Below are 19556 nucleotides of genomic sequence, written 5' to 3' on the forward strand. Positions count from 1 at the left end.
TCAGCATTGCTTACGTATTTTCACTTGATTGTCGCTTGAGCTTTCAGCAAAAAGCCCCGGAAACACAGGGGAAAGCACATGGCGAACGCGAAGAGCGCCTTTGGCGTCTGGAATACATCCGCGACCCGGCATTCATGGGCCGAGGACTTCCAGGGCATCATTTCCGGTAGCCTGATTTCTTCCCTCGGGCTGTTCTGTCTTTCAAGCGCAGGCCTGTTGACGGGCAGCACGGCTGGCGTCGCTTTCCTGTTGCACTACGCGACCGGCGTGAATTTCGGCCTGGCCTTCTTCGTGGTCAATCTACCGTTCTTCTATCTGTCGCTGAAGCAGCTCGGTACGGTCTTTACCGTCAAGACCTTTATCGCCATCACGCTGACCTCGCTGCTCACCAATCTGCAGCCGCTGCTGTTCGATGTGGCTCACATCAACGCGCTGTGGTCAGGAATACTCGGCGGCATCCTTCTTGGTTTCGGGCTGCTTGCACTCTATCGTCACCGCGCCAGCCTCGGCGGCGTCGGCATTCTCGGGATCTATGTGCAGGAACGTTTCGGCATCAGGGCGGGGCTGGTGCAGCTCGCGATCGATCTCTGCGTGCTCGCTGTCGCTTTTGCGGTCACCACGCCGACCGTGGTCATCTGCTCGGTAATCGGCGCAATTGCGCTCAATCTCTTCGTCGCGATCAATCATCGCTCAGATCGCTACATCGCCTTGTGATTGGCGGCAGCCTTATTGCTTGCGGCTCGGATCCGTGTCGGTGATCGCGGCTTCATGATACCAGCTGTCGAAAGCAGCCGTTGCAATGCTCGCGCCGATGTCGGGCGTAAGGTTGACCATCGGGCGCTGCTGGCTCACTGCCGTAGCGCGGGTCGTGACCGGAAACTGATAGATTTTTGCCGTTTCATGTCGAGCACTGATTGCCATTCGCTGTCTCTCCCTTTTGGTTTTCAAGCGGACGCGCTTGAAGAGACAATCCACATATAGCAAAGCCCGAGGCGAATATCACCATTTCGCTTAAAAAAAATGCTAAAAGATGAAATTATAGGCAATTTGGCTGTTGCAGGCTCCGTGCCGTTTCTTTGACCTGCCGGGTTTTCGGTCCATTCCAAGGTTTGCAAGCCTGCGACATCTTGTCAGCTCGGCCGGAATGGTGCTCGCGATTTGAAAAGAATCGGATGCTTAACGCTGGGAAATCTGGCTTCGAAAATCCCGAATGATAGAAATTTCACCCGCCAGGCGAGGTTCTCGAAGAAACTGGCACGGCAAATGCATCTACCTTGGCAGCCGTTCATAGCTAGGAATTTTCCGGCGGGCGCCGGGCAAGTTTCCTGCTTTGCCTGATTAACTGTTATGAGGTGCGTAATGACGAAATATAAGCTCGAATACATCTGGCTCGATGGGTACACTCCGGTGCCGAACCTGCGTGGCAAAACGCAGATCAAGGAATTCGACGCTTTTCCGGCGCTCGAGCAGCTTCCGCTTTGGGGCTTTGACGGCTCCTCGACGATGCAGGCTGAAGGCCGCAGCTCGGATTGCGTGCTGAAGCCCGTTGCCATTTATCCTGATCCGGCGCGCACGAACGGCGCTCTCGTCATGTGCGAAGTCATGATGCCGGATGGCGTAACCCCGCATCCGTCCAACAGCCGTGCGACGATCCTCGACGACGAAGATGCATGGTTCGGCTTCGAGCAGGAATATTTCTTCTACAAGGACGGCCGTCCGCTCGGCTTCCCGGAATCCGGTTATCCGGCTCCGCAGGGCCCGTACTACACCGGCGTCGGCTACAAGAACGTCGGCGATATCGCTCGCGAAATCGTTGAAGAGCACCTCGACCTCTGCCTCGAAGCAGGCATCAACCACGAAGGCATCAATGCCGAAGTGGCCAAGGGTCAGTGGGAATTCCAGATTTTCGGCAAGGGCTCCAAGCGCGCCGCCGACCAGATCTGGATGGCACGCTACCTCTTGCTCCGTCTGTGCGAAAAGTACGGCATCGACATCGAGTTCCATTGCAAGCCGCTCGGCGATACCGACTGGAACGGTTCGGGCATGCACTGCAACTTCTCGACCAAGTTCATGCGCGAAGTTGGCGGCAAGGCCTATTTCGAAGCGCTCATGGCTCAGTTCGACAAGAACCTCGAAGCCCACATCGCTGTCTACGGCCCGGACAACCATCTGCGCCTGACCGGCAAGCACGAAACGGCTCCGTGGAACAAGTTCAGCTACGGCGTTGCCGACCGCGGCGCTTCGATCCGCGTTCCGCACTCCTTTATCAAGAACGACTATCGCGGTTACCTCGAAGATCGTCGCCCGAACTCTCAGGGCTGCCCCTACCAGATCGCGTCGCAGGTTCTGACGACCATCTCGGAAGTTCCGACGGCTGGCTTCGCGTCTGAAGCTGCCTGAGGTCTAGGCTGACACAAACGGAAAGCGCGGGATTTTGGTCCCGCGCTTTTTGCATTCTGAGAGCTTGCCTCAAGCGGCCTTGTTTGCCGCATCGATCGGATGCTGCGAACGGAAGCCGACGGCAAGGCGGTTCCAGACATTGATCGTGGCGATTGCGACGGTGATCTTGACGATCTCTTCCTCGCTGAAATGCTGCTTCAGCGGCTCGTAGTCGGAATCCGGAATGCCGGTCTGGGCGATCTTGGTGACAGAGTCGACCCAGCGCAGCAGGGCGCGTTCGCGGTCGTCGTAAACAGGCGATTCCCACCAGACGCACATCAGGTTGATCCACTGTTCGCTGAGACCGTCGTGCCGGGCCTCCTTCACATGCATGTCGACGCAATAGGCGCAGCCGTTGATCTGCGAGGCGCGAAGCTTGATGAGGTGGATGAAGCGGCGTTCGAGGCCGCTGCTCTGAACGAAATTCTCCAGCGCAACGACAGCCTTGTACGAGTCAGGCGAAGCTTTGGCGAAGTTGAAACGGGGATGCATGGTCTTCTCCTTGGGGTTTGGGTTCAGCTTTTGGTCTTGCGTTCATGCAGCTCGAGAAAGGCGCAGCCTCTCGCGGCTATTCCACCATCCGTGTCCGTCTGTCTGAGATCGGTCAGCACGTCGGCGATGGTCGTTTTGGCCAGTTCGGCCCGGTAAACACGTTCGGCAGCCAGCATGGCGGCGTTGATGCCGCATGGCTTGGTAAAGTAGCGCCCCTCCAGCGGGTTCGGCCCCCGCTGGCGGATTTCGGCGCATCTGAAGGCAGGTGCCGGGCCCTCGGCTGCAAGGACGATGTCAAGCAGGGTGATCGCCTCCGGCTTGCGCGCCAGCCGATAGCCACCTTTCGGTCCTGGCACGGTGTCGAGAATGCCGGCGCCTGACAGAGCCTGCAGATGCTTCAGAAGGTAGCTGACCGAGACGCCATGAAATTCCGCAAGCGCCGCTGCCGAGAGCACCCCGCCATCGGACAGGCCTGCCAGCATGCCAACGCAATGGATGGATTGTTCTACGCCGTCTCCGAGCTTCATCTCTTTGCCTCTCTAATCATAGATATTTTTTATCCGCGATTATCGCAGCCGTCAAGCCCTTTCTTTTTTCCGCGATTTGTCGCTAGGGTTCGGGCGTGGACCAGATCGAGCCGAAGCATCCTCTTGCCTTGCCCGCCCCCTTCACCCGCTGGTTTGCGGAAAAGGGCTGGCAGCCGCGCGCCCATCAGCTCGAACTGCTTGCCCGCGCCGAGGCCGGCGAGAGCACGCTGCTGATTGCACCCACCGGAGCGGGCAAGACGCTTGCCGGCTTCCTGCCGTCGCTGACGGATCTCACCCGTCGCGGCAAAATCCCGCCGGGTTCGGCCTTCACCGGCATCCATACGCTCTACATCTCGCCGCTGAAGGCGCTTGCCGTCGATATCGAGCGGAACCTGATGAAGCCCGTTTCGGAAATGGGCCTGCCTGTTTCAGTCGAAAACCGCACCGGCGATACGCCGTCTGGCAAGCGGCAACGGCAGAAGCTCAATCCGCCCGATATCCTGCTGACAACGCCGGAGCAGGTGGCGCTGCTGCTTGCCAATCGAGAAGCGGAGCGTTTCTTCAAGGATCTGAAATACATCGTTTTCGACGAGCTGCATTCGCTCGTCACCTCAAAGCGCGGCCATATGCTGTCGCTCGGCCTTGCCCGCATCCGCAAGCTGGCGCCTCGGGTTCAGACCATAGGCTTGTCGGCCACCGTCGCCGATCCCATGGACCTGCAGAAATGGCTGGTGGCCCAACAGCCGGGGGAGGAGCATCATGCTGGCCTGGTCATTGTCGAGGGCGGGGCCAAGCCGGATATCTCGATCCTGTCGACGGAAGAGCGCATCCCTTGGTCCGGCCATTCCGCCAAATACGCGATCCCAGATATTTACCGTGAGCTGAAGGCGCATCGCACGACGCTGCTCTTCGTCAATACGCGCTCGCAGGCGGAAATGCTGTTTCAGGAGCTGTGGACGGCCAATGACGACAATCTGCCGATCGCCCTGCATCACGGCTCCCTCGATGTCGGCCAGCGCCGCAAGGTGGAGGCGGCGATGTCGGAAAACCGGCTCCGCGCCGTCGTCGCCACCTCGACGCTCGATCTCGGCATAGACTGGGGCGACGTCGATCTCGTCATCCATGTCGGGGCGCCGAAGGGGGCGAGCCGTCTTGCCCAGCGCATCGGCCGCGCCAATCACCGCATGGACGAGCCGTCGAAGGCGATCCTGGTGCCGGCCAATCGCTTCGAAGTCATGGAATGCCAGGCGGCGCTGGATGCCAATTATATTGGCGCGCAGGATACGCCGCCGATCGGCGCGGGCGCGCTCGACGTTCTGGCCCAGCACATTCTCGGCATGGCCTGCGCCGAACCCTTCGATATGCTGGAGCTTTATGACGAGGTGCAGAGTGCGGCCCCCTATGCCGAGCTTCCATGGGAGACCTTCGAACGTATGGTCGATTTCGTCGCCACCGGCGGCTATGCGCTCAGAACCTATGAGCGCTATGCCCGCATCCGTAAGACCCCGGAAGGGCGCTGGCGCGTCTCCAATCCGCAGGTCGCCCAGCAATATCGCCTGAACCTCGGCACGATCGTCGAAGAGGCGATGTTGAATATCCGCATGGTGAAGCGCAATGCGCTCGGCTCTCTGGGGCGAGGGGGAGCGCCGCTCGGCAAGGTCGAGGAATATTTTGTCGAGCAGCTTGCGCCCGGCGACACCTTTCTGTTCTCAGGCAAGGTGCTGCGCTTCGAAGGCATCCGCGAGAGCGAATGCCTGGCGTCGCAGGCGTTCTCGCTTGACCCGAAAATTCCCTCCTATGCCGGCGGTAAGTTTCCGCTCTCGACCTATCTCGCCGATCAGGTGCGAGCGATGATCGCCGATCCCGACCGGCGGCATCGCCTGCCGGATCAGGTGCGCGACTGGCTGGAAATTCAAAAGGAAAAATCGCTGCTGCCGAAGCGCGACGAATTTCTCATCGAGACTTTTCCGCGCGGCAGTCGCGCCTACCTAGTCGCCTACCCCTTCGAGGGGAGGCTGGCGCATCAGACCCTTGGCATGTTGCTCACCCGAAGGCTGGAGCGCGCCGGTGCAAAGCCCATGGGCTTCGTCGCGACCGACTATTCTCTCGGCATCTGGGGTTTGGAGGATATGGGGCTGATGATCGCCAACGGGCGCCTCAGCCTCTCCGATCTCTTCGACGAGGACATGCTTGGCGACGATCTCGAAGCCTGGCTTGACGAATCTTTTCTTCTGAAACGCACTTTCCGCAATTGCGCAGTCATTGCCGGCTTGATCGAGCGCCGGCATCCGGGCAAGGAAAAGACCGGCCGGCAGGTGACGGTCTCGGCCGATCTGATCTATGATGTGCTGCGCAGCCACGAGCCCGACCATATCCTGTTGCAGGCAACGAGACAGGATGCGGCGACGGGGCTTTTGGATATTGGCCGTCTTGCGGATATGCTGAAGCGAATCAAGGGCCATATTACCCATCGCGCGTTGGACCACATTTCCCCGCTCGCCGTCCCGGTGATGCTGGAAATCGGCAAGGTGCCGGTGCCGGGCGAGGCTCACGATTCCCTGCTTGCGGAGGCGGCCGACGACCTGATCCGCGAGGCGATGGGCTGAACGAACAAGGATGAACTGACGTGATCAACCGGCTGGCGCTGGCACGGAGCTTGAACTGCCAAGACAGCGGCGAATCCGCGCCGGCTGCGGGCGTCGAGACCGTTGTTCACGGCGTCGCCGCCATCTGCGATCCGCTGGGTGCGCTCTATCTGCCCGATCCCGGCATTCTCGTCGTTTCCGACCTGCATCTGGAAAAGGGCGCCGCCTTCGCCCGTCGTGGCATGATGTTGCCACCATACGATACGCTTGCGACACTGACTGTTCTTTCCGCCGTTATCTCCCGCTACGATCCGAAGCTAGTCGTCTCGCTTGGCGACAATTTTCACGATCGCGTCGGTTCGCAGCATCTGCCGGAAGAGTTTCGCAGCCTCATCGTCAATATGGCCCGCGGCCGCGAATGGATCTGGATCAACGGCAATCACGATCCGGATGGCACGGTTGATCTCCCCGGCCATTCGGTCGACGAGATGCATTATGGCGGCTTGACCTTTCGCCATGAGCCGAAGTCAGGCCTGCAGGCCGGCGAAATCGCCGGGCATCTGCACCCCTCCGCTACCGTTCGACGCCGTGAAAAGTCCGTGCGCCGCCCATGTTTTGCAACGGATGGCGCCCGCCTGTTGATGCCGGCCTTCGGTGTCATGACCGGTGGTCTCGATCTTCGCCACAAGGCCATGACGGGCCTCTTCGCGCGGGAAAGCCTGATCGCCCACCTGCTTGGCCGCGACCGCATCTATTCCGTGCGCTTCGGCAATCTGTCGGCCTAGAGCAATTCCCGGAAAACTGCGCAGCGGTTTTCTGTCTGGAATGCGGAAGCGGTCTAAGCCGTTTTCGTCGGCTCGTAGCGCAGGATTACAGCTCCGGTTTTCAACGGGCGGGAATCAATGAGCGTCACCGGTCGCTGTTCCGCCGCCGGTTTGAAATACGGATTGCCTGACCCCAGCACGACGGGAACGAGGCAGATGCGGATCTCATCCACCAGCCCCGCCTTGAGCAGCACATCCGTCACATCGGCGCTGCCGAAGACGAATATGGTCTTGCCGGCTTCTTCCTTGATTGCCTTTACCTCCGCGGCAATGTCTCTGACGACGCGCGTGTTGTTCCACTCCGCCTTGTCGAGGCTGCGCGAGGCGGCGATCTTGGCGATGCCGTTCATATAGGCGGCGATGCCGGGCGTTTCTGTCGCGTCCGGCCAATAGGCGGCCATTCCTTCATAGGTCTTGCGGCCAAAGATCAGCAGATCGCCTTCGCTCCCAAGCTCCGTCGCATAGCGCTCCAGCTCGTCGCCCCAGGCAAGCATGTGAAAATCGAGATCCCATGGGTTGCTTCCCTCGAAATAGCCGTCGAGCGTCATGAGGTTCCAGACAACAAGCTTCCGCATCATTTCCTCCGTTTGAACTGACCGCAACGCAATCAAAACCAGTTTTAAAATGCAATCAGTTGATTGCTAGATAGACTGATGGCAAAATGCAAGCAGTTTTTTTGGAGGTCACTATGGACGCACCGCATCGCTCCGGCTGCCCGATCAATCTGACGCTGGAAATTCTCGGGGATCGCTGGAGCCTGATCGTCATCAGGGACATCATGTTCGGCAATCGCAGGCATTTTCGCGAACTGCTGCAGAATTCCGAGGAAGGGATCGCATCCAACATTCTCGCCGACCGCCTGAAGCGACTGGTCGAGCGCGGTCTGCTGACCCGCGAGGATGATCCTACCCACAAGCAGAAAGCCATCTATAGTCTGACGGAGATGGCGATCGACCTGGTGCCGCTCTTTGCTCATATGGGCGCCTGGGGCCGCAAGCATCTGCCGGCCTCGGAAGAACTGTCGATCCGCGCCGAGCTGTTGGAAAACGGCGGTGCAAAGCTTTGGGAAGAGTTCATGGACGAGTTGCGGGCCAAGCATCTTGGCAAAGCGTTGCCTCCAGGCACGCCCTCGGTACTCGGTCGATTGACCGAAGCCTATCTCGAACTCGTCAATCGCAAGGAAGGCGGCTGATCAGTTTTTCCGGAACATGAAGCTGGCTCCCCATCCCGTCGCCAGGGCCAGCAACACCGCAAACACGCCATAGGCGATCGGTCGCTGATGTGCGGCATCCGTGATCATCTGCTCGATACCGGTCTTGATGACACGCAGTGGCAAAGCCTTTTCGCCGATGAACTTGCCGCTCTTGAAGAGATAGGCACGGACTGTATGCACGCCGTTCGGCACATCGGCGGGGATTCTGAGTGTTGCCTTGAACAGCGAGGAGCTGACGAACCGCACGCCGGCTGGATCGCTTTCATAAAGCCCGCCTGCCGACTGCAGCCGGCGGAAGGCCTGCCGGAATTCCGGAACGTCGCCGACATTGCCGACGAAGCCGACCGGGGTGAGGGGGATATGGTCGACGCCGATACCGCGGTCGCTGAGTTCCAGCGGCGCCGTGATGTTGTCGACTGCGCGCGTGCTCGATAGCGAATAGGCTTGCGGCACATGCTCGAACGTCATCGAGCGGGTATTGACCCAGATGCCGAAGACGCGCTCCTTCCTGCGCACCGTCGCGTTTTCGCGCGGCCCTTCCAGCACGACGACGATGTCATATTGCCCGATCGCCAGCAGCAGCTGATCGGTGTTGGAAAGTGCGCCGAAAATCGTAAGATCCGCACCGGCAAAGTCCGAGGTGATGGCGATCTCGCTAGTCGAGGTACCGATCTCCATCGTTTCGCGGGCAGTCGTCGAGGTGGTCGGCTGGTCGAGCAAAACCTGCGCGTGGCTTCCGAGCGGCGCAAGCAGCAAAGTCGCGGCGACCAAAGCAATTCCAGCAAAAGTGCGCAGCGGTTTTGCGCCCGGAATTGCGTGGAAATGCTTGGGCAGTCCGCGGCCTCTCATCGGCTGACCCCTTCCATGACGACCGAATAGACGTCAGCCGGCGTCACCACCAAAGCGATCGCCAGACGAAGCCCGACGGCAAGGACGAGGAGGCCGAGCAGGGCGCGTAGCTGCTCACCGCGCAGTTTCTGGCCGACCCGGACGCCGTATTGCGCGCCGACGACACCGGCCACCATCAGCAGGAAGGCAAGAATGATATCGACGGAGTAGTTGGTCGCCGCCTGAACGATGGTCGTGAAGGCAGTGACGAAAATAACCTGGAAGAGCGACGTGCCGACGACGACATTCGTCGGGACGCGCAGCAGATAGATCATGGCAGGCACGAGGATAAAACCGCCGCCGATACCCATCGGCGTCAGCATGCCGACGAAGAAGCCGAGGCCGATGACCGGGATGGCGCTGAGATAGAGCTTGGATTTCTTGAAACGCAGCTTGAGCGGCAAGCGCTGCACCCAGTTGTGATGACGCAGCTTGGCCGTTGCCGGCGGCAGTTTGCCGGCCGCCCGGCGCATGGCGCGCACGCTTTCCCAGAGCATGAGCGTGCCCACCGTGCCGAGCAGGAGCACGTAGATCAGCGAGATGATCAGGTCGATCTGCCCGAGCCGGCGCAACAGCACGAACAGCCATAGGCCGAAGGTCGCACCCGCCAGACCGCCGGCGAGCAGGATCGTGCCCAGTTTCAGATCGAGCGAGCCGCGGCGAAAATGCGTGAGTGCCCCGGATACCGATGAGGCGACAACCTGGTTGGAACCGGTGGCGACGGCGACGACCGGGGGGATATTATAGAAGATAAGAAGCGGCGTGATGAGAAAGCCGCCGCCGACGCCGAACATGCCGGAGAGAAACCCTACGGCTGCGCCCATGCCGAGAATAATGAAGATATTCACCGACAATTCTGCGATCGGCAGATAGATCGTCACGCGCTGTTCCCATTTGCAGGCACTCCGGCACGGAAATCGGAGCCTGAGCCATTTTCCCCTTTAAACGGCGAATTCTAACCTGAAATCGTTGCCAGAGCCTTAGGAAAGCCAGACACGGCAGATTCGAATTGCCGGCTCTACTTTAGCGCGGCTTTTTTCGCTTTTCTGTGACGCGCGAGGCGCGACACCGGAAAGGGTTTGGGGGCGCATCCGGAAACGAAAAATGCCGGCGTGGTCGCGCCGGCATTTCGTTTGACGGTGTTCGGCAGGTACGGGTCGCCTACTTGTTGCGGGCGAGCAGCTCCTTGACGACCTTGTCGGTCACCCGTCCATCGGACGGCAGGCCGACGGACTTCTGGAAGCTCTTCAGTGCCGCCACGGTCTTGTCGCCCATGTTGCCGTCGGGTGCGCCCGCGTCGAAGCCATTCTTGTTCAGGATCGCCTGGATATTGCGGATGGCCTTTTTCATGTCGATGGAGGCTGTGTTCACGCCCTTGCCCGTGGCCCACTCGTCAGGAATGTCCGTGCCGTTGGCCTTGGGATCGACCTGCTGGGCCTTCCAGAGATCGACCTTGGCGCGCGCGCTTTCGAGATCGGCCGGCTTCATGGCGTTGGCGACTTCGTCGCGCTTCTGAGCGGCATCCTTGTCGCCGCTCTTCGCCGCGATTGCGAACCACTTGTAGGATTCCTGCAGGTCCTGCTTCACGCCGTTGCCGCGAGCATAAAGGATCGCAAGATTGAACTGGCTGTCGGATACGCCGAGATTGGCGGCGCGGGTGAACCAGCTTGAAGCCGAGTCATAGTCCTGTTGGCCGGCCGTTCCCGAGGCATAGAGGACGGCGAGGTTGTGCATGGCGCTCGCATTGCCCTGATTGGCGGCCTGCTCGTAGTATTCCTTGGCTTTGACGAGGTCGCGGTCGATGCCGTTGCCCTTCTCGTACATGCTCGCGAGTCGGTACTGTGCGGGAGCATAGCCTTTCGCGGCCGAAAGCTGATACCAGCTCGCTGCCTGTTTCAGATCCGTTGCGACATTGCGGCCATCGGTGTAGCGGGCGCCGATCTCGAAGAGTGCGACGGGGTCGCCCGATTTCGCGGCAGCGACAAGCGATGGCGGCTGAATGCCATCCGGCACCTGGATATCCGCGACGGCCGGAGCCGTGGCGGCGTTTTCGGTGGGGACGCCAGCGTTCGCTTGTGGCGCGGGCGCGATGTTTCCGCCGGAACCATCGGTGGCCGCTTGAGGGACTTCGGCCGGAGGTGTCGTAGCGGGATGGTCGCTTGTCGGTGCGAGTGCCGGATTGGCGGGTGCCGCGGCGGGCTGAAGGCCTGCCGTATCCGTCGTCGTTGCCATCGGCGCGGGGGCCTGGTTTGCGACCGGCTGCTGATCGTTGGCGACCGGAGCCGCGTTGGCGGCGAGGCTCTTGGTCGTCGCGCTGTCAGCCGGCGCTACCATGGTCGAAATTTCCGTGGAAGCGGGTGCCTTCTGGCCGCGCGTCAGCGTGTTTGCCAGCGGGAAGGCCATAACCGCAAGCATGATGGCACCCAACGCGAGCAGGATCGGCCGGCGGAAGCGTGAAAACACCCCGCCTTTCTTCGCGTCTTTTTTGGCGGAAGGTGCGGTACGCTGCACCTGATCGACTTCTATCGCTGCTGCTTGTGCCGCGCGGCGGGCCGCCGCGATATAGTCGGCTCGCTCGTTTTCGGTCGGCTGACGGCCGCCACGAGCGGAATTCTGGCTGGCGCGAACCCGCTCCAGGATCTTCTTGATGTCAGGTGCGCCGGAGCCGGGCTCCAGCAGCTCGTTTGCTTCTTCCGACGGCATCATGTCGGCCGGGTCGATGGAAGGCGCCTGCTCGATGACCGGACGATCCGGAGGGAAGATCGGCTCAGCCTTTTCCGGCGTGAAGAAGCGCTTGCCGAGGCTGGCGAGAAGGCCGGCCTTGGAACCGCTCTTCTTGGCTGCAGCCTTGATCTCGGCCTTGGTATTGGCGTCAATTGCCTGCGCGACGGCGGTCTCCGAAGCAGTTGCCATTTCTGCGGGCGCAACCGTGCGGATGATGGGGCCGGCTTTCTGCTGTGCGGCCATCGGCGGCTTGATAGCCGGGGCATCCTCCTCGGCGAAGACGTCGCTTTCGAAGTTTGCTGCCGGCATGGCGGGCGCGGGCCGGCGATGCTCCATATGGTCGAGCCGGTCGGCAATCTGCAGCAGTGTGTCGTGCAGCGCTTCGAAAGTGCGATGCGTGCGCTCATCGCTGGCGCGGCTGAGATCCTCGAGGTGGCGCAGGTCTTCGGCGAGCGCCGTCAGCGCGGCCATGTCGCCAGCCTGCGCGCCGCTGGCGATCCCGCCTTCGCGCGAATAGGCCTCGACAACGGTTTCCGCCGCATGGCGTGCCGCCTCGATGATGTATTCGTCGTTGGTCGCCATATAGTCTTCGATGGCGCTCATCCGTCGATCGAACTCGACGGGAAAATGCTCGGTGGACGTTGCCCTGGACTCGCTGGTGAGGAGGGTGGACAGATGCGCGATCTGCTCCTCGAGATTGCGCAGGGCCAGGGTGTCCGTCGGCGGTGCGGCGGTGCTTGCTTCAAGCCGGGCGGCGATGTCGGAGAGGCGGCCTTCCAGCCGGCGTACCGAGCCGTCGTCGATGTTTGCGGCCGGAACCGGCGGATGGAAATCAATTTCGTCGATACGGCGGGCGAGATAGTCGAGCCGGTCCGCGAGGACATTGCCGACCGAGCCGTGTTCCAGCGCATCGATCTTGTGGGAGATGTCGGCGAGATAGGTAACGAGCTCGGGTTGCGGTGCCGCCTTCTGCGAGCGCTCCATCAGGTGCGAGAGTTGATCCAGACGCTCTTCGAGGCGGGCGACAGATTTGGCGCTGCCGAGTTCGTCGATGCGCATGGCGAGTGCTTCGAGACGGCCGGAGAGGTCGTCGGCAGGCTGTCGCCGTGCCGCATCGCGGCTCATGACGTCAATCTGGTCGGCAAGACCGCTAAGACGCCCTTCGAGTCGCTGCATCGCCTGGTCCTGCGGCTGCATCATCGAGCCAAGGCTTTCCATCGCGGTCGCGATCGTCAGCAGCTTGTTTTCCAGCGCATGCACGGCGGGGCTGTCATTCATGCCGCCGAGATGTTGCTTGATGTCGTCGAGGCGGTAGGCAAGCGAGACGAGCTCGTCCTGCAGACCGGTCGTGTCGATCGCTTTCACCTGGCGCTCGACATGATGGAGGGATTCCTCGCGGGCGAGGCCGTCCATCAGCGAGCGCAGTTCGTCGAACTCGGCTTTCAGGCCCGCCGTTTCCGGCTGTCCGGTGAGCTGGTTGATGCTGTCGGCAAGCCGCGCCATATCCTCTCGGACATCGGCTGCGAAATGCTTGTCGTGGGTGTTCTCGCGGATATCGCGGATTTCGGCACGCAACGCGCTGACTTCGCGCGTCACGCTATCGGCGATATCGCGCTTGAGATCCTGGCGAAGATTGACGAGCGCCTGGGCGATGTCGACGGAGCTTTCGGCGGTCGGCCGCTGCGGCTGGCGTGGGCTATAGGCATCGAGCGGACGCCGTGCCGGCTGCGGCTCTGCCTGGGGGATTTCTTCGCGGCGGGCAAGCAGCCGCTCGCGGTTTGCCTCGAGCGTGCGCTGGCGCTGGCGAATTTCGGCAAGCGGGTCGGGACGGGTGTCGGCTTCCTGGCGCTCAGCGCGCAGCGGGCGCTCGTAGGGCCGGCTTGCCGGATATTCGCGTTCCGCGCGTGGCGGTACGCGCTCGGACGCTGCTGCCCGTTCGGGAACGGCGCCATAGCCTGCTGCGACGTGCTGGCGCGTATCGCGTGAGGCGGCAGTGCCCATCAATCCCTCGATGCGCGCCTCCAGCCCCTCGATCGTTCGGCTGAGAGCATCCAGAGATGTCCAGTCGCCCGTGCTGGTAGGATTTGATCGCGATCCGCTCATATCTTTTGCTCGCCTCGAACTTTGGACCACCCCGGGCCGCCGTGTTGACGGAAGAAAGGCGTTGCGACCTTTGCCGCGCTGCCCGGATCCCGCCTTTCGGAAAGAGAATAAATGTATTTGTTTCCCTCAACCTGAGCTGCAAAACACCGCGCCAACAACGGACAGATTGAAGAAACGCGAAGCACTGCTGCACAACTCGTACAATTTACGAAACGTGGTAAACAACTCGTTAAGTTTGCCGGAAGTCTTAACCTTTTATTTTGGTTCTGCTGTGGGAAACCCCGATATTCTTGTGGTGAGCCGCCGCCGATGACCGTGGAAACGGGTGATCTCGGCGTGTTCGCTCCATGAGCTACCCCACAGGCTCATCAAAAAAACGATGCGTCATAAATTTGACGTTTACGCAAACGTCAATATTTTGTAAGAATAGCTCAGCGACCGGAATCCGAGGTCCGGCGGCGAATTGGAGGAATTCGAAAGATGCCAGTCTACAAGGCCCCCGTGAACGATACGCTCTTCGTGTTGAACGATGTGCTCGGGGTGGAGCGCTACAACAATCTTCCAGGTTACGCCGATGCGACGCCCGACATGATCGAGGCGATCGTCGGCGAGGCGGCAAAGCTGTCTGAGGAAGTGCTATTCCCTCTCAATTACTCGGGCGATCAGGAAGGCTGCGTGCGTCACGACGACGGCAGCGTCACGACGCCGAAGGGTTTCAAGGAAGCCTATCGCGCCTACCGCGAAGGCGGCTGGCTCGGTCTCGCCGTGCCGGAGGAATTCGGCGGGCAGGGGCTTCCCTACGTGCTGCACTGTGCCGTCGGCGAATATACCTCCGCCGCCAACATGTCGCTGATGATGTATCCGGGCCTGACGCAGGGCGCGATCGCCGCCATCCTCGTCCATGGCTCCGACGCGCAGAAGCAGACCTATCTGCCGAAGATGGTCGAGGGCACCTGGTCGGGCACCATGAACCTCACCGAGCCGCATTGCGGCACCGATCTCGGCCTCTTGCGCACCAAGGCGGTCCCGCAGCCCGACGGCAGCTACAAGATATCAGGCCAGAAGATCTTCATCTCTGCCGGCGAGCACGACATGACGGACAATATCGTCCATCTCGTTCTTGCCCGCATCGAAGGTGCGCCTGAAGGCACCAAGGGCATCTCGCTGTTTATCGTGCCGAAATTCATCGTCAAGGAGGATGGCTCGCTTGGTGCGCGCAACCCGGTTTCCTGCGGCGCGATCGAGCACAAGATGGGCATTCACGGTAACGCGACCTGCGTGATGAATTATGACGAGGCTACCGGCTTCCTCATCGGCGCCGAGAACAAGGGCCTCAACGCCATGTTCGTCATGATGAACGAGGCACGCCTCGGCGTTGGCCTGCAGGGCCTCTCCATCGCCGAGATCGCCTATCAGAATGCCGCCAACTATGCCCGCGAGCGCATCCAGGGCCGGTCGCTTTCCGGCCCAAAGGCGCCGGACAAGAAGGCCGATCCGATCATCGTCCATCCTGATATCCGCCGCACGCTGATGACGATCCGCGCCTTCAACGAGGCCGGCCGCGCCTTCCTGCTGTGGACGGCGTTGAAGTCCGATATCGCCCATCGCTCTCCGGACGAGAAGGACCGTCAGGCGGCCGACGATATTCTTGGTCTCGCGACCCCGATCCTCAAGGGCGTCATGACCGACAAGGGCTTCGACCATGCCGTCATGGCGCAGCAGGTCTTCGGCGGCCACGGCTATATCGAAGAGCATGGCATGAGCCAGTATGTCCGCGATGCCCGCATCGCCATGATCTATGAAGGCGCCAACGGCATCCAGGCGCTCGATCTCGTCGGCCGCAAGCTGGCGCTGAACGGCGGCCGCGCCGTCATGGCTCTCTTCAAGGAAATCGGCGATTTCTGCGAGGAGAACCGCAACGACGAGCAGATGGGTTTCTTCACCAAACACCTGAAGAAGGGCTTGAACGACGTGCAGGCCTCAACCATGTGGTTCATGCAGAACGCCATGGCCAAGCCCGATAATGCCGGCGCCGGCTCGACCGACTACATGCACCTCTTCGGCCTCGTCGTCCTCGGCTATATGTGGGCGAAGATGGCGAAGGCGGCACAGGATGGCCTTGCACGCGGCGACGCTGCGCGCGAGGATTATCTGAAGAACAAGCTTGTCACGGCGCGGTTCTACATGGAGCGCATCATGCCGGAAACGGCATTGCGCAAGGCCCGCATAGAAACCGGCGCCGACACCATGATGGAACTGGCGGCGGAAGCCTTTTGATCAAGGCGGCGCTTGCCGCTGCAGGGAGATGAGACATGACCGAGGTTTTCATTTACGACCACGTGCGCACGCCGCGCGGACGGGGCAAGAAGGATGGATCGCTGCACGAAGTGCCGTCCGTGCGCCTCGCCGCCAAGACGCTGGAGGCGATCCGCGATCGCAACGGCCTCGACACCGAAACCGTTGACGACATCATCATGGGCTGCGTCGATCCGGTCATGGAAGCCGGCGCCGTTATTCCAAGGGGGGCCGCCTTCGAGGCCGGCTACTCCACCAAGGCGCCTGGCATGCAGATTTCCCGCTTCTGCGCCTCCGGTCTCGATGCCGTGAACTTTGGCGCGGCCAAGATCGCGCAGGGGGCTGATGATATCGTCATTGCCGGCGGCGTCGAAAGCATGTCGCGCGTCGGTCTCGGCATGTCCGGCGGTGCCTGGTTCATGGACCCTTCGGTGAACTTCCCAGCCTACTTCATGCCGCAGGGCGTATCGGCCGATCTCATCGCCACCAAATACGGCTTCTCGCGCGACGACGTCGATGCCTATGCCGTCGAAAGCCAGAAGCGCGCTGCCAATGCCTGGGAAAAGGGCTACTTCAAGAATTCCGTCATTCCGGTGAAGGACATCAACGGCCTGACGATCCTCGATCGCGACGAACACATGCGTCCAGGCACCGATATGCAGGCGCTTGCCTCGCTCAATCCGTCCTTCCAGCTGCCGGGCGAAATGGGCGGCTTCGAAGCCGTCGGCATCCAGGCGCATCCGGAAGTCGAACGCATCAACTACGTCCATCACGCCGGCAATTCCTCCGGCATCGTCGATGGTGCCGCCGCCGTTCTGCTTGGTTCCAAGACAGGCGGCGAGAGCATGGGCTTGAAGCCGCGCGGCCGTATCAAGGCCTTCGCCAATATCGGCTCCGACCCGGCGCTGATGCTGACCGGTCCGGTCGACGTGACGGAGAAGCTGTTGAAGCGCAGTGGCTTGACGCTTGCCGACATCGATCTGTTCGAGCTCAACGAAGCCTTCGCCGCCGTTGTGCTGCGCTACATGCAGGCCTTCGATATCGAGCATGACAAGATCAACGTCAACGGTGGCGCTATCGCCATGGGCCATCCGCTCGGCGCAACCGGCGCGATGATCCTCGGCACTGTGCTGGACGAGCTGGAGCGCCGCGACCTCAATACCGCGCTGGTGACGCTCTGCATCGGTGCCGGCATGGGCACGGCCACGATCATCGAACGCGTCTGAGGAGGGAAAGCAATGGCTTACACAAATTTCACCGTTGAGACCGACGCAGACGGCATCGCACTCGTCACCTGGGATATGCCCGGCAAGTCCATGAACGTCTTCACCGCCGAGGTGATGGATGAGTTGAACGCGATCATCGACGCGACCGTCGCCGATGCGGCCGTCAAGGGTGTGGTCTTCACCTCGGGCAAGTCCTCCTTCTCCGGCGGCGCCGATCTGTCGATGATCAAGTCGATGTTCTCGCTCTATCAGGATGAGAAGGCGAAAGACCCGGCTGCTGCCGCGCAGAAGCTCTTCAATCTCGTCGGGCGTATGACGGGCCTCTTCCGCAAGCTCGAAACCTGCGGCAAGCCGTGGGTCTCTGCGATCAACGGCACCTGCATGGGTGGCGCTTTCGAGCTGTCGCTCGCCTGCCACGGCCGCGTTGCGTCGAGCGCCAAGAGCGTCAAGATCGCGCTGCCGGAGGTCAAGGTCGGCCTCTTCCCGGGCGCCGGCGGCACGCAGCGCGTTTCGCGCCTGACGGACGCTCAATCAGCCCTGCAGATGATGACGACGGGCCAGTCACTGACGGCAGCACGCGCCAAGGCGATGAACCTCGTGCATCAGGTGGTCGAGCCGGACCAGCTGGTCCCGGCTGCCAAGCAGATGATCAAGGACGGTCTGAAACCGGTCGCACCTTGGGATGAGAAGGGTTTCAAGGCGCCGGGCGGCGGCATCTGGACGCCTGCCGCAGCCCAGCTCTGGCCGGCCGCTCCCGCCATCCTGCGCCGCGAGACATCGGGCAATTATCCCGCCGCACTCGCCATCCTCAAATGCGTCTATGAAGGTCTGCAGGTTCCCTTCGACACCGGGTTGAAGATCGAGCAGCGCTATTTCACCCATGTGCTGCAGACCACCGAAGCCTATTCGATGATCCGCTCGCTGTTCATCTCCATGCAGGAACTTGGCAAGGGCGCTCGCCGTCCCGCAGGCCAGCCGAAGACCGAGCTGAAGAAGGTTGGTGTCGTCGGCGCCGGTTTCATGGGCGCGTCTATCGCTTATGTCACGGCAGCCGCCGGCATCCCGGTCACGCTGATCGATCGCGATATCGAAGCCGCCACCAAGGGCAAGGGTGTCGGCGAAGGCCTGGTCAAGGATTCTATTGGTAAGGGGAGAATGACGCAAGACGAGGGTGCCGCTTTGCTTTCGCGCATCACGCCTTCGGCCGATTATTCCGATCTGAAGGATGCCGATCTCGTCATCGAGGCGGTATTCGAGGATCGCGAGGTCAAGAAAGCCGTCATCGAGGCCGTCGAAGCCGTGCTGCCGCCGACTGCCATCTTCGCTTCCAACACCTCGACGTTGCCGATTACCGGTCTTGCGAAGAATTCCAAGCGCCCGACCGATTTTATCGGCGTCCACTTCTTCTCGCCGGTCGAGAAGATGATGCTGACCGAAGTCATCCTCGGCAAGGAAACGGGTGACCGTGCTATCGCCGTCGCGCTGGACTATGTCGCCGCCATCAAGAAGACGCCGATCGTCGTCAACGACACCCGCGGCTTCTTCGTCAATCGTTGCGTCTTCCGCTACATCCACGAAGCCTACGACATGCTGATCGAGGGCGTGCCCGCAGCCATGATCGAGAATGCCGCCAAGATGGCCGGCATGCCCGTGGGGCCGCTGGCGCTCAACGATGAAGTCGCCATTGATCTCTCCTACAAGATCCTGAAGGCGACGGTCGCGGATCTTGGCGAGAAGGCTGTTGATCCGCGTCACATGCAGCTGGTCACCGGTCTGGTGGAGCGCGAAGGGCGCCTGGGCCGGAAGAATTCCAAGGGCTTCTACGATTATCCCCCGAAGCCGGCCAAGAAGTCGCTCTGGCCGGGCCTTAGGGAACTCTACCCGCAGAAGAAGGCCGATGATGTCGACGTCAACGTGCTGAAGCAGCGCTTCCTCGTCACGATCGCGCTCGAGGCATCCCGCACCATCGAAGAAGGTATCGTCACCGATCCGCGTGAGGCGGATGTCGGCTCGATCCTCGGTTTCGGCTTCGCCCCCTATACCGGCGGCGCGCTGTCCTACATCGACGGCATGGGTGTGAAGGTTTTCGTAGACCTTTGCGAAAAGCTCGCTGCCGCCTATGGCCCGCATTTCCAGCCGACAGCGCTGCTGAAGGACATGGCCGTGAAGGGCGAAACCTTCTACGGGCGCTTCGATCCCTATCGCGTCGTGAAGGCAGCCTGAAGCGAGGCTCATCTTCG

The 19556-nt window shown here is 61.1% G+C and carries 15 protein-coding genes; 8 read left to right on the top strand and 7 right to left on the bottom strand.

From position 1 onward, the window contains the following. The first annotated feature begins 78 nt into the window (after positions 1 to 78). Complete coding sequence (locus tag ACIQJ2_RS23875) at positions 79 to 714, top strand: YitT family protein (RefSeq protein ID WP_199151444.1); 636 nt, start codon at positions 79 to 81, stop codon at positions 712 to 714. 12 nt (positions 715 to 726) lie between these two features. Here ACIQJ2_RS23875 and ACIQJ2_RS23880 read toward each other — a convergent pair whose 3' ends face one another. Further along, on the bottom strand, positions 727 to 921 hold the full coding sequence (locus tag ACIQJ2_RS23880; protein WP_400677464.1) for a DUF2735 domain-containing protein: 195 nt from the start codon (positions 919 to 921) through the stop codon (positions 727 to 729). Positions 922 to 1359: 438 nt separating this feature from the next. Here ACIQJ2_RS23880 and ACIQJ2_RS23885 point away from each other — a divergent pair, with 438 nt between their 5' ends. Continuing rightward, positions 1360 to 2400 (top strand): glutamine synthetase beta-grasp domain-containing protein, encoded by a 1041-nt coding sequence (locus ACIQJ2_RS23885; RefSeq protein ID WP_199150385.1) that lies wholly within the window; start codon positions 1360 to 1362, stop codon positions 2398 to 2400. A 69-nt stretch (positions 2401 to 2469) separates the two neighbouring features. Here the strand turns inward: ACIQJ2_RS23885 and ACIQJ2_RS23890 are convergent, their stop codons facing one another. Together ACIQJ2_RS23890 and ACIQJ2_RS23895 are read right to left on the bottom strand one after the other, a co-directional pair. Further along, complete coding sequence (locus ACIQJ2_RS23890) at positions 2470 to 2931, bottom strand: carboxymuconolactone decarboxylase family protein (protein ID WP_199150386.1); 462 nt, start codon at positions 2929 to 2931, stop codon at positions 2470 to 2472. 23 nt (positions 2932 to 2954) lie between these two features. Next, positions 2955 to 3458: an Rrf2 family transcriptional regulator gene (locus ACIQJ2_RS23895; RefSeq protein WP_199150387.1), complete on the bottom strand. Its 504-nt coding sequence runs from the start codon at positions 3456 to 3458 to the stop codon at positions 2955 to 2957. A gap of 95 nt (positions 3459 to 3553) precedes the next feature. Between ACIQJ2_RS23895 and ACIQJ2_RS23900 the strand changes: the two genes are divergently transcribed. Beyond that, complete coding sequence (locus ACIQJ2_RS23900) at positions 3554 to 6064, top strand: ligase-associated DNA damage response DEXH box helicase (protein ID WP_400677469.1); 2511 nt, start codon at positions 3554 to 3556, stop codon at positions 6062 to 6064. A gap of 20 nt (positions 6065 to 6084) precedes the next feature. After that, complete coding sequence (pdeM, locus tag ACIQJ2_RS23905; RefSeq protein WP_400677471.1) at positions 6085 to 6828, top strand: ligase-associated DNA damage response endonuclease PdeM; 744 nt, start codon at positions 6085 to 6087, stop codon at positions 6826 to 6828. 53 nt (positions 6829 to 6881) lie between these two features. Here the strand turns inward: pdeM and ACIQJ2_RS23910 are convergent, their stop codons facing one another. Beyond that, entirely contained in the window at positions 6882 to 7442 is a 561-nt protein-coding gene (locus ACIQJ2_RS23910; RefSeq protein WP_400677473.1) for a dihydrofolate reductase family protein, read from the bottom strand. 113 nt (positions 7443 to 7555) lie between these two features. On the opposite strand from ACIQJ2_RS23910, the gene ACIQJ2_RS23915 reads away from it, so the two are divergent. Next, positions 7556 to 8059, top strand: a complete 504-nt coding sequence (locus tag ACIQJ2_RS23915; RefSeq protein ID WP_400677475.1) for a winged helix-turn-helix transcriptional regulator — start codon at positions 7556 to 7558, stop codon at positions 8057 to 8059. Here the strand turns inward: ACIQJ2_RS23915 and ACIQJ2_RS23920 are convergent, their stop codons facing one another. The 3 genes from ACIQJ2_RS23920 to ACIQJ2_RS23930 all read right to left on the bottom strand — a co-directional run bounded on the left by ACIQJ2_RS23920 (position 8060) and on the right by ACIQJ2_RS23930 (position 13795). Beyond that, entirely contained in the window at positions 8060 to 8929 is an 870-nt protein-coding gene (locus ACIQJ2_RS23920; protein WP_400677478.1) for a TIGR02186 family protein, read from the bottom strand. Further along, a complete protein-coding gene (locus ACIQJ2_RS23925) occupies positions 8926 to 9849 on the bottom strand; it encodes a sulfite exporter TauE/SafE family protein (RefSeq protein WP_199150391.1) in 924 nt (307 codons plus the stop codon). The genes ACIQJ2_RS23920 and ACIQJ2_RS23925 overlap by 4 nt, the downstream gene beginning before the upstream one ends. Before the next feature lie 280 nt (positions 9850 to 10129). Then, positions 10130 to 13795: a peptidoglycan-binding protein gene (locus ACIQJ2_RS23930; RefSeq protein ID WP_400677480.1), complete on the bottom strand. Its 3666-nt coding sequence runs from the start codon at positions 13793 to 13795 to the stop codon at positions 10130 to 10132. Positions 13796 to 14275: 480 nt separating this feature from the next. Between ACIQJ2_RS23930 and ACIQJ2_RS23935 the strand changes: the two genes are divergently transcribed. Genes ACIQJ2_RS23935 through ACIQJ2_RS23945 form a run of 3 tightly spaced genes read left to right on the top strand, consistent with a single transcriptional unit; the run spans position 14276 to position 19539 of the window. Further along, positions 14276 to 16072 carry an acyl-CoA dehydrogenase C-terminal domain-containing protein gene (locus tag ACIQJ2_RS23935; RefSeq protein WP_400677483.1) on the top strand — a complete coding sequence of 599 codons (1797 nt, stop codon included), beginning with the start codon at positions 14276 to 14278 and terminating at the stop codon, positions 16070 to 16072. Between the two features lie 35 nt (positions 16073 to 16107). Continuing rightward, entirely contained in the window at positions 16108 to 17316 is a 1209-nt protein-coding gene (locus tag ACIQJ2_RS23940; RefSeq protein ID WP_400677486.1) for an acetyl-CoA C-acetyltransferase, read from the top strand. Positions 17317 to 17328: 12 nt separating this feature from the next. Further along, positions 17329 to 19539, top strand: coding sequence for a 3-hydroxyacyl-CoA dehydrogenase NAD-binding domain-containing protein (locus ACIQJ2_RS23945; protein ID WP_400677488.1), 2211 nt, complete (start codon positions 17329 to 17331; stop codon positions 19537 to 19539). Positions 19540 to 19556: the final 17 nt, after the last annotated feature.

Source organism: Rhizobium sp. NPDC092011 (assembly GCF_044756305.1).
Classification (GTDB): Bacteria; Pseudomonadota; Alphaproteobacteria; order Rhizobiales; family Rhizobiaceae; genus Rhizobium.

Coding starts and splice junctions, on each gene's coding strand:
- ACIQJ2_RS23875 (WP_199151444.1), top strand. CDS start 79: ATGGCGAACGCGAAGAGCGCCTTTGGCGTCTGGAATACATCCGCGACC.
- ACIQJ2_RS23885 (WP_199150385.1), top strand. CDS start 1,360: ATGACGAAATATAAGCTCGAATACATCTGGCTCGATGGGTACACTCCG.
- ACIQJ2_RS23935 (WP_400677483.1), top strand. CDS start 14,276: ATGCCAGTCTACAAGGCCCCCGTGAACGATACGCTCTTCGTGTTGAAC.
- ACIQJ2_RS23920 (WP_400677478.1), bottom strand. CDS start 8,929: ATGAGAGGCCGCGGACTGCCCAAGCATTTCCACGCAATTCCGGGCGCA.
- ACIQJ2_RS23890 (WP_199150386.1), bottom strand. CDS start 2,931: ATGCATCCCCGTTTCAACTTCGCCAAAGCTTCGCCTGACTCGTACAAG.
- ACIQJ2_RS23915 (WP_400677475.1), top strand. CDS start 7,556: ATGGACGCACCGCATCGCTCCGGCTGCCCGATCAATCTGACGCTGGAA.
- ACIQJ2_RS23895 (WP_199150387.1), bottom strand. CDS start 3,458: ATGAAGCTCGGAGACGGCGTAGAACAATCCATCCATTGCGTTGGCATG.
- ACIQJ2_RS23940 (WP_400677486.1), top strand. CDS start 16,108: ATGACCGAGGTTTTCATTTACGACCACGTGCGCACGCCGCGCGGACGG.
- ACIQJ2_RS23880 (WP_400677464.1), bottom strand. CDS start 921: ATGGCAATCAGTGCTCGACATGAAACGGCAAAAATCTATCAGTTTCCG.
- ACIQJ2_RS23910 (WP_400677473.1), bottom strand. CDS start 7,442: ATGCGGAAGCTTGTTGTCTGGAACCTCATGACGCTCGACGGCTATTTC.
- ACIQJ2_RS23945 (WP_400677488.1), top strand. CDS start 17,329: ATGGCTTACACAAATTTCACCGTTGAGACCGACGCAGACGGCATCGCA.
- ACIQJ2_RS23930 (WP_400677480.1), bottom strand. CDS start 13,795: ATGAGCGGATCGCGATCAAATCCTACCAGCACGGGCGACTGGACATCT.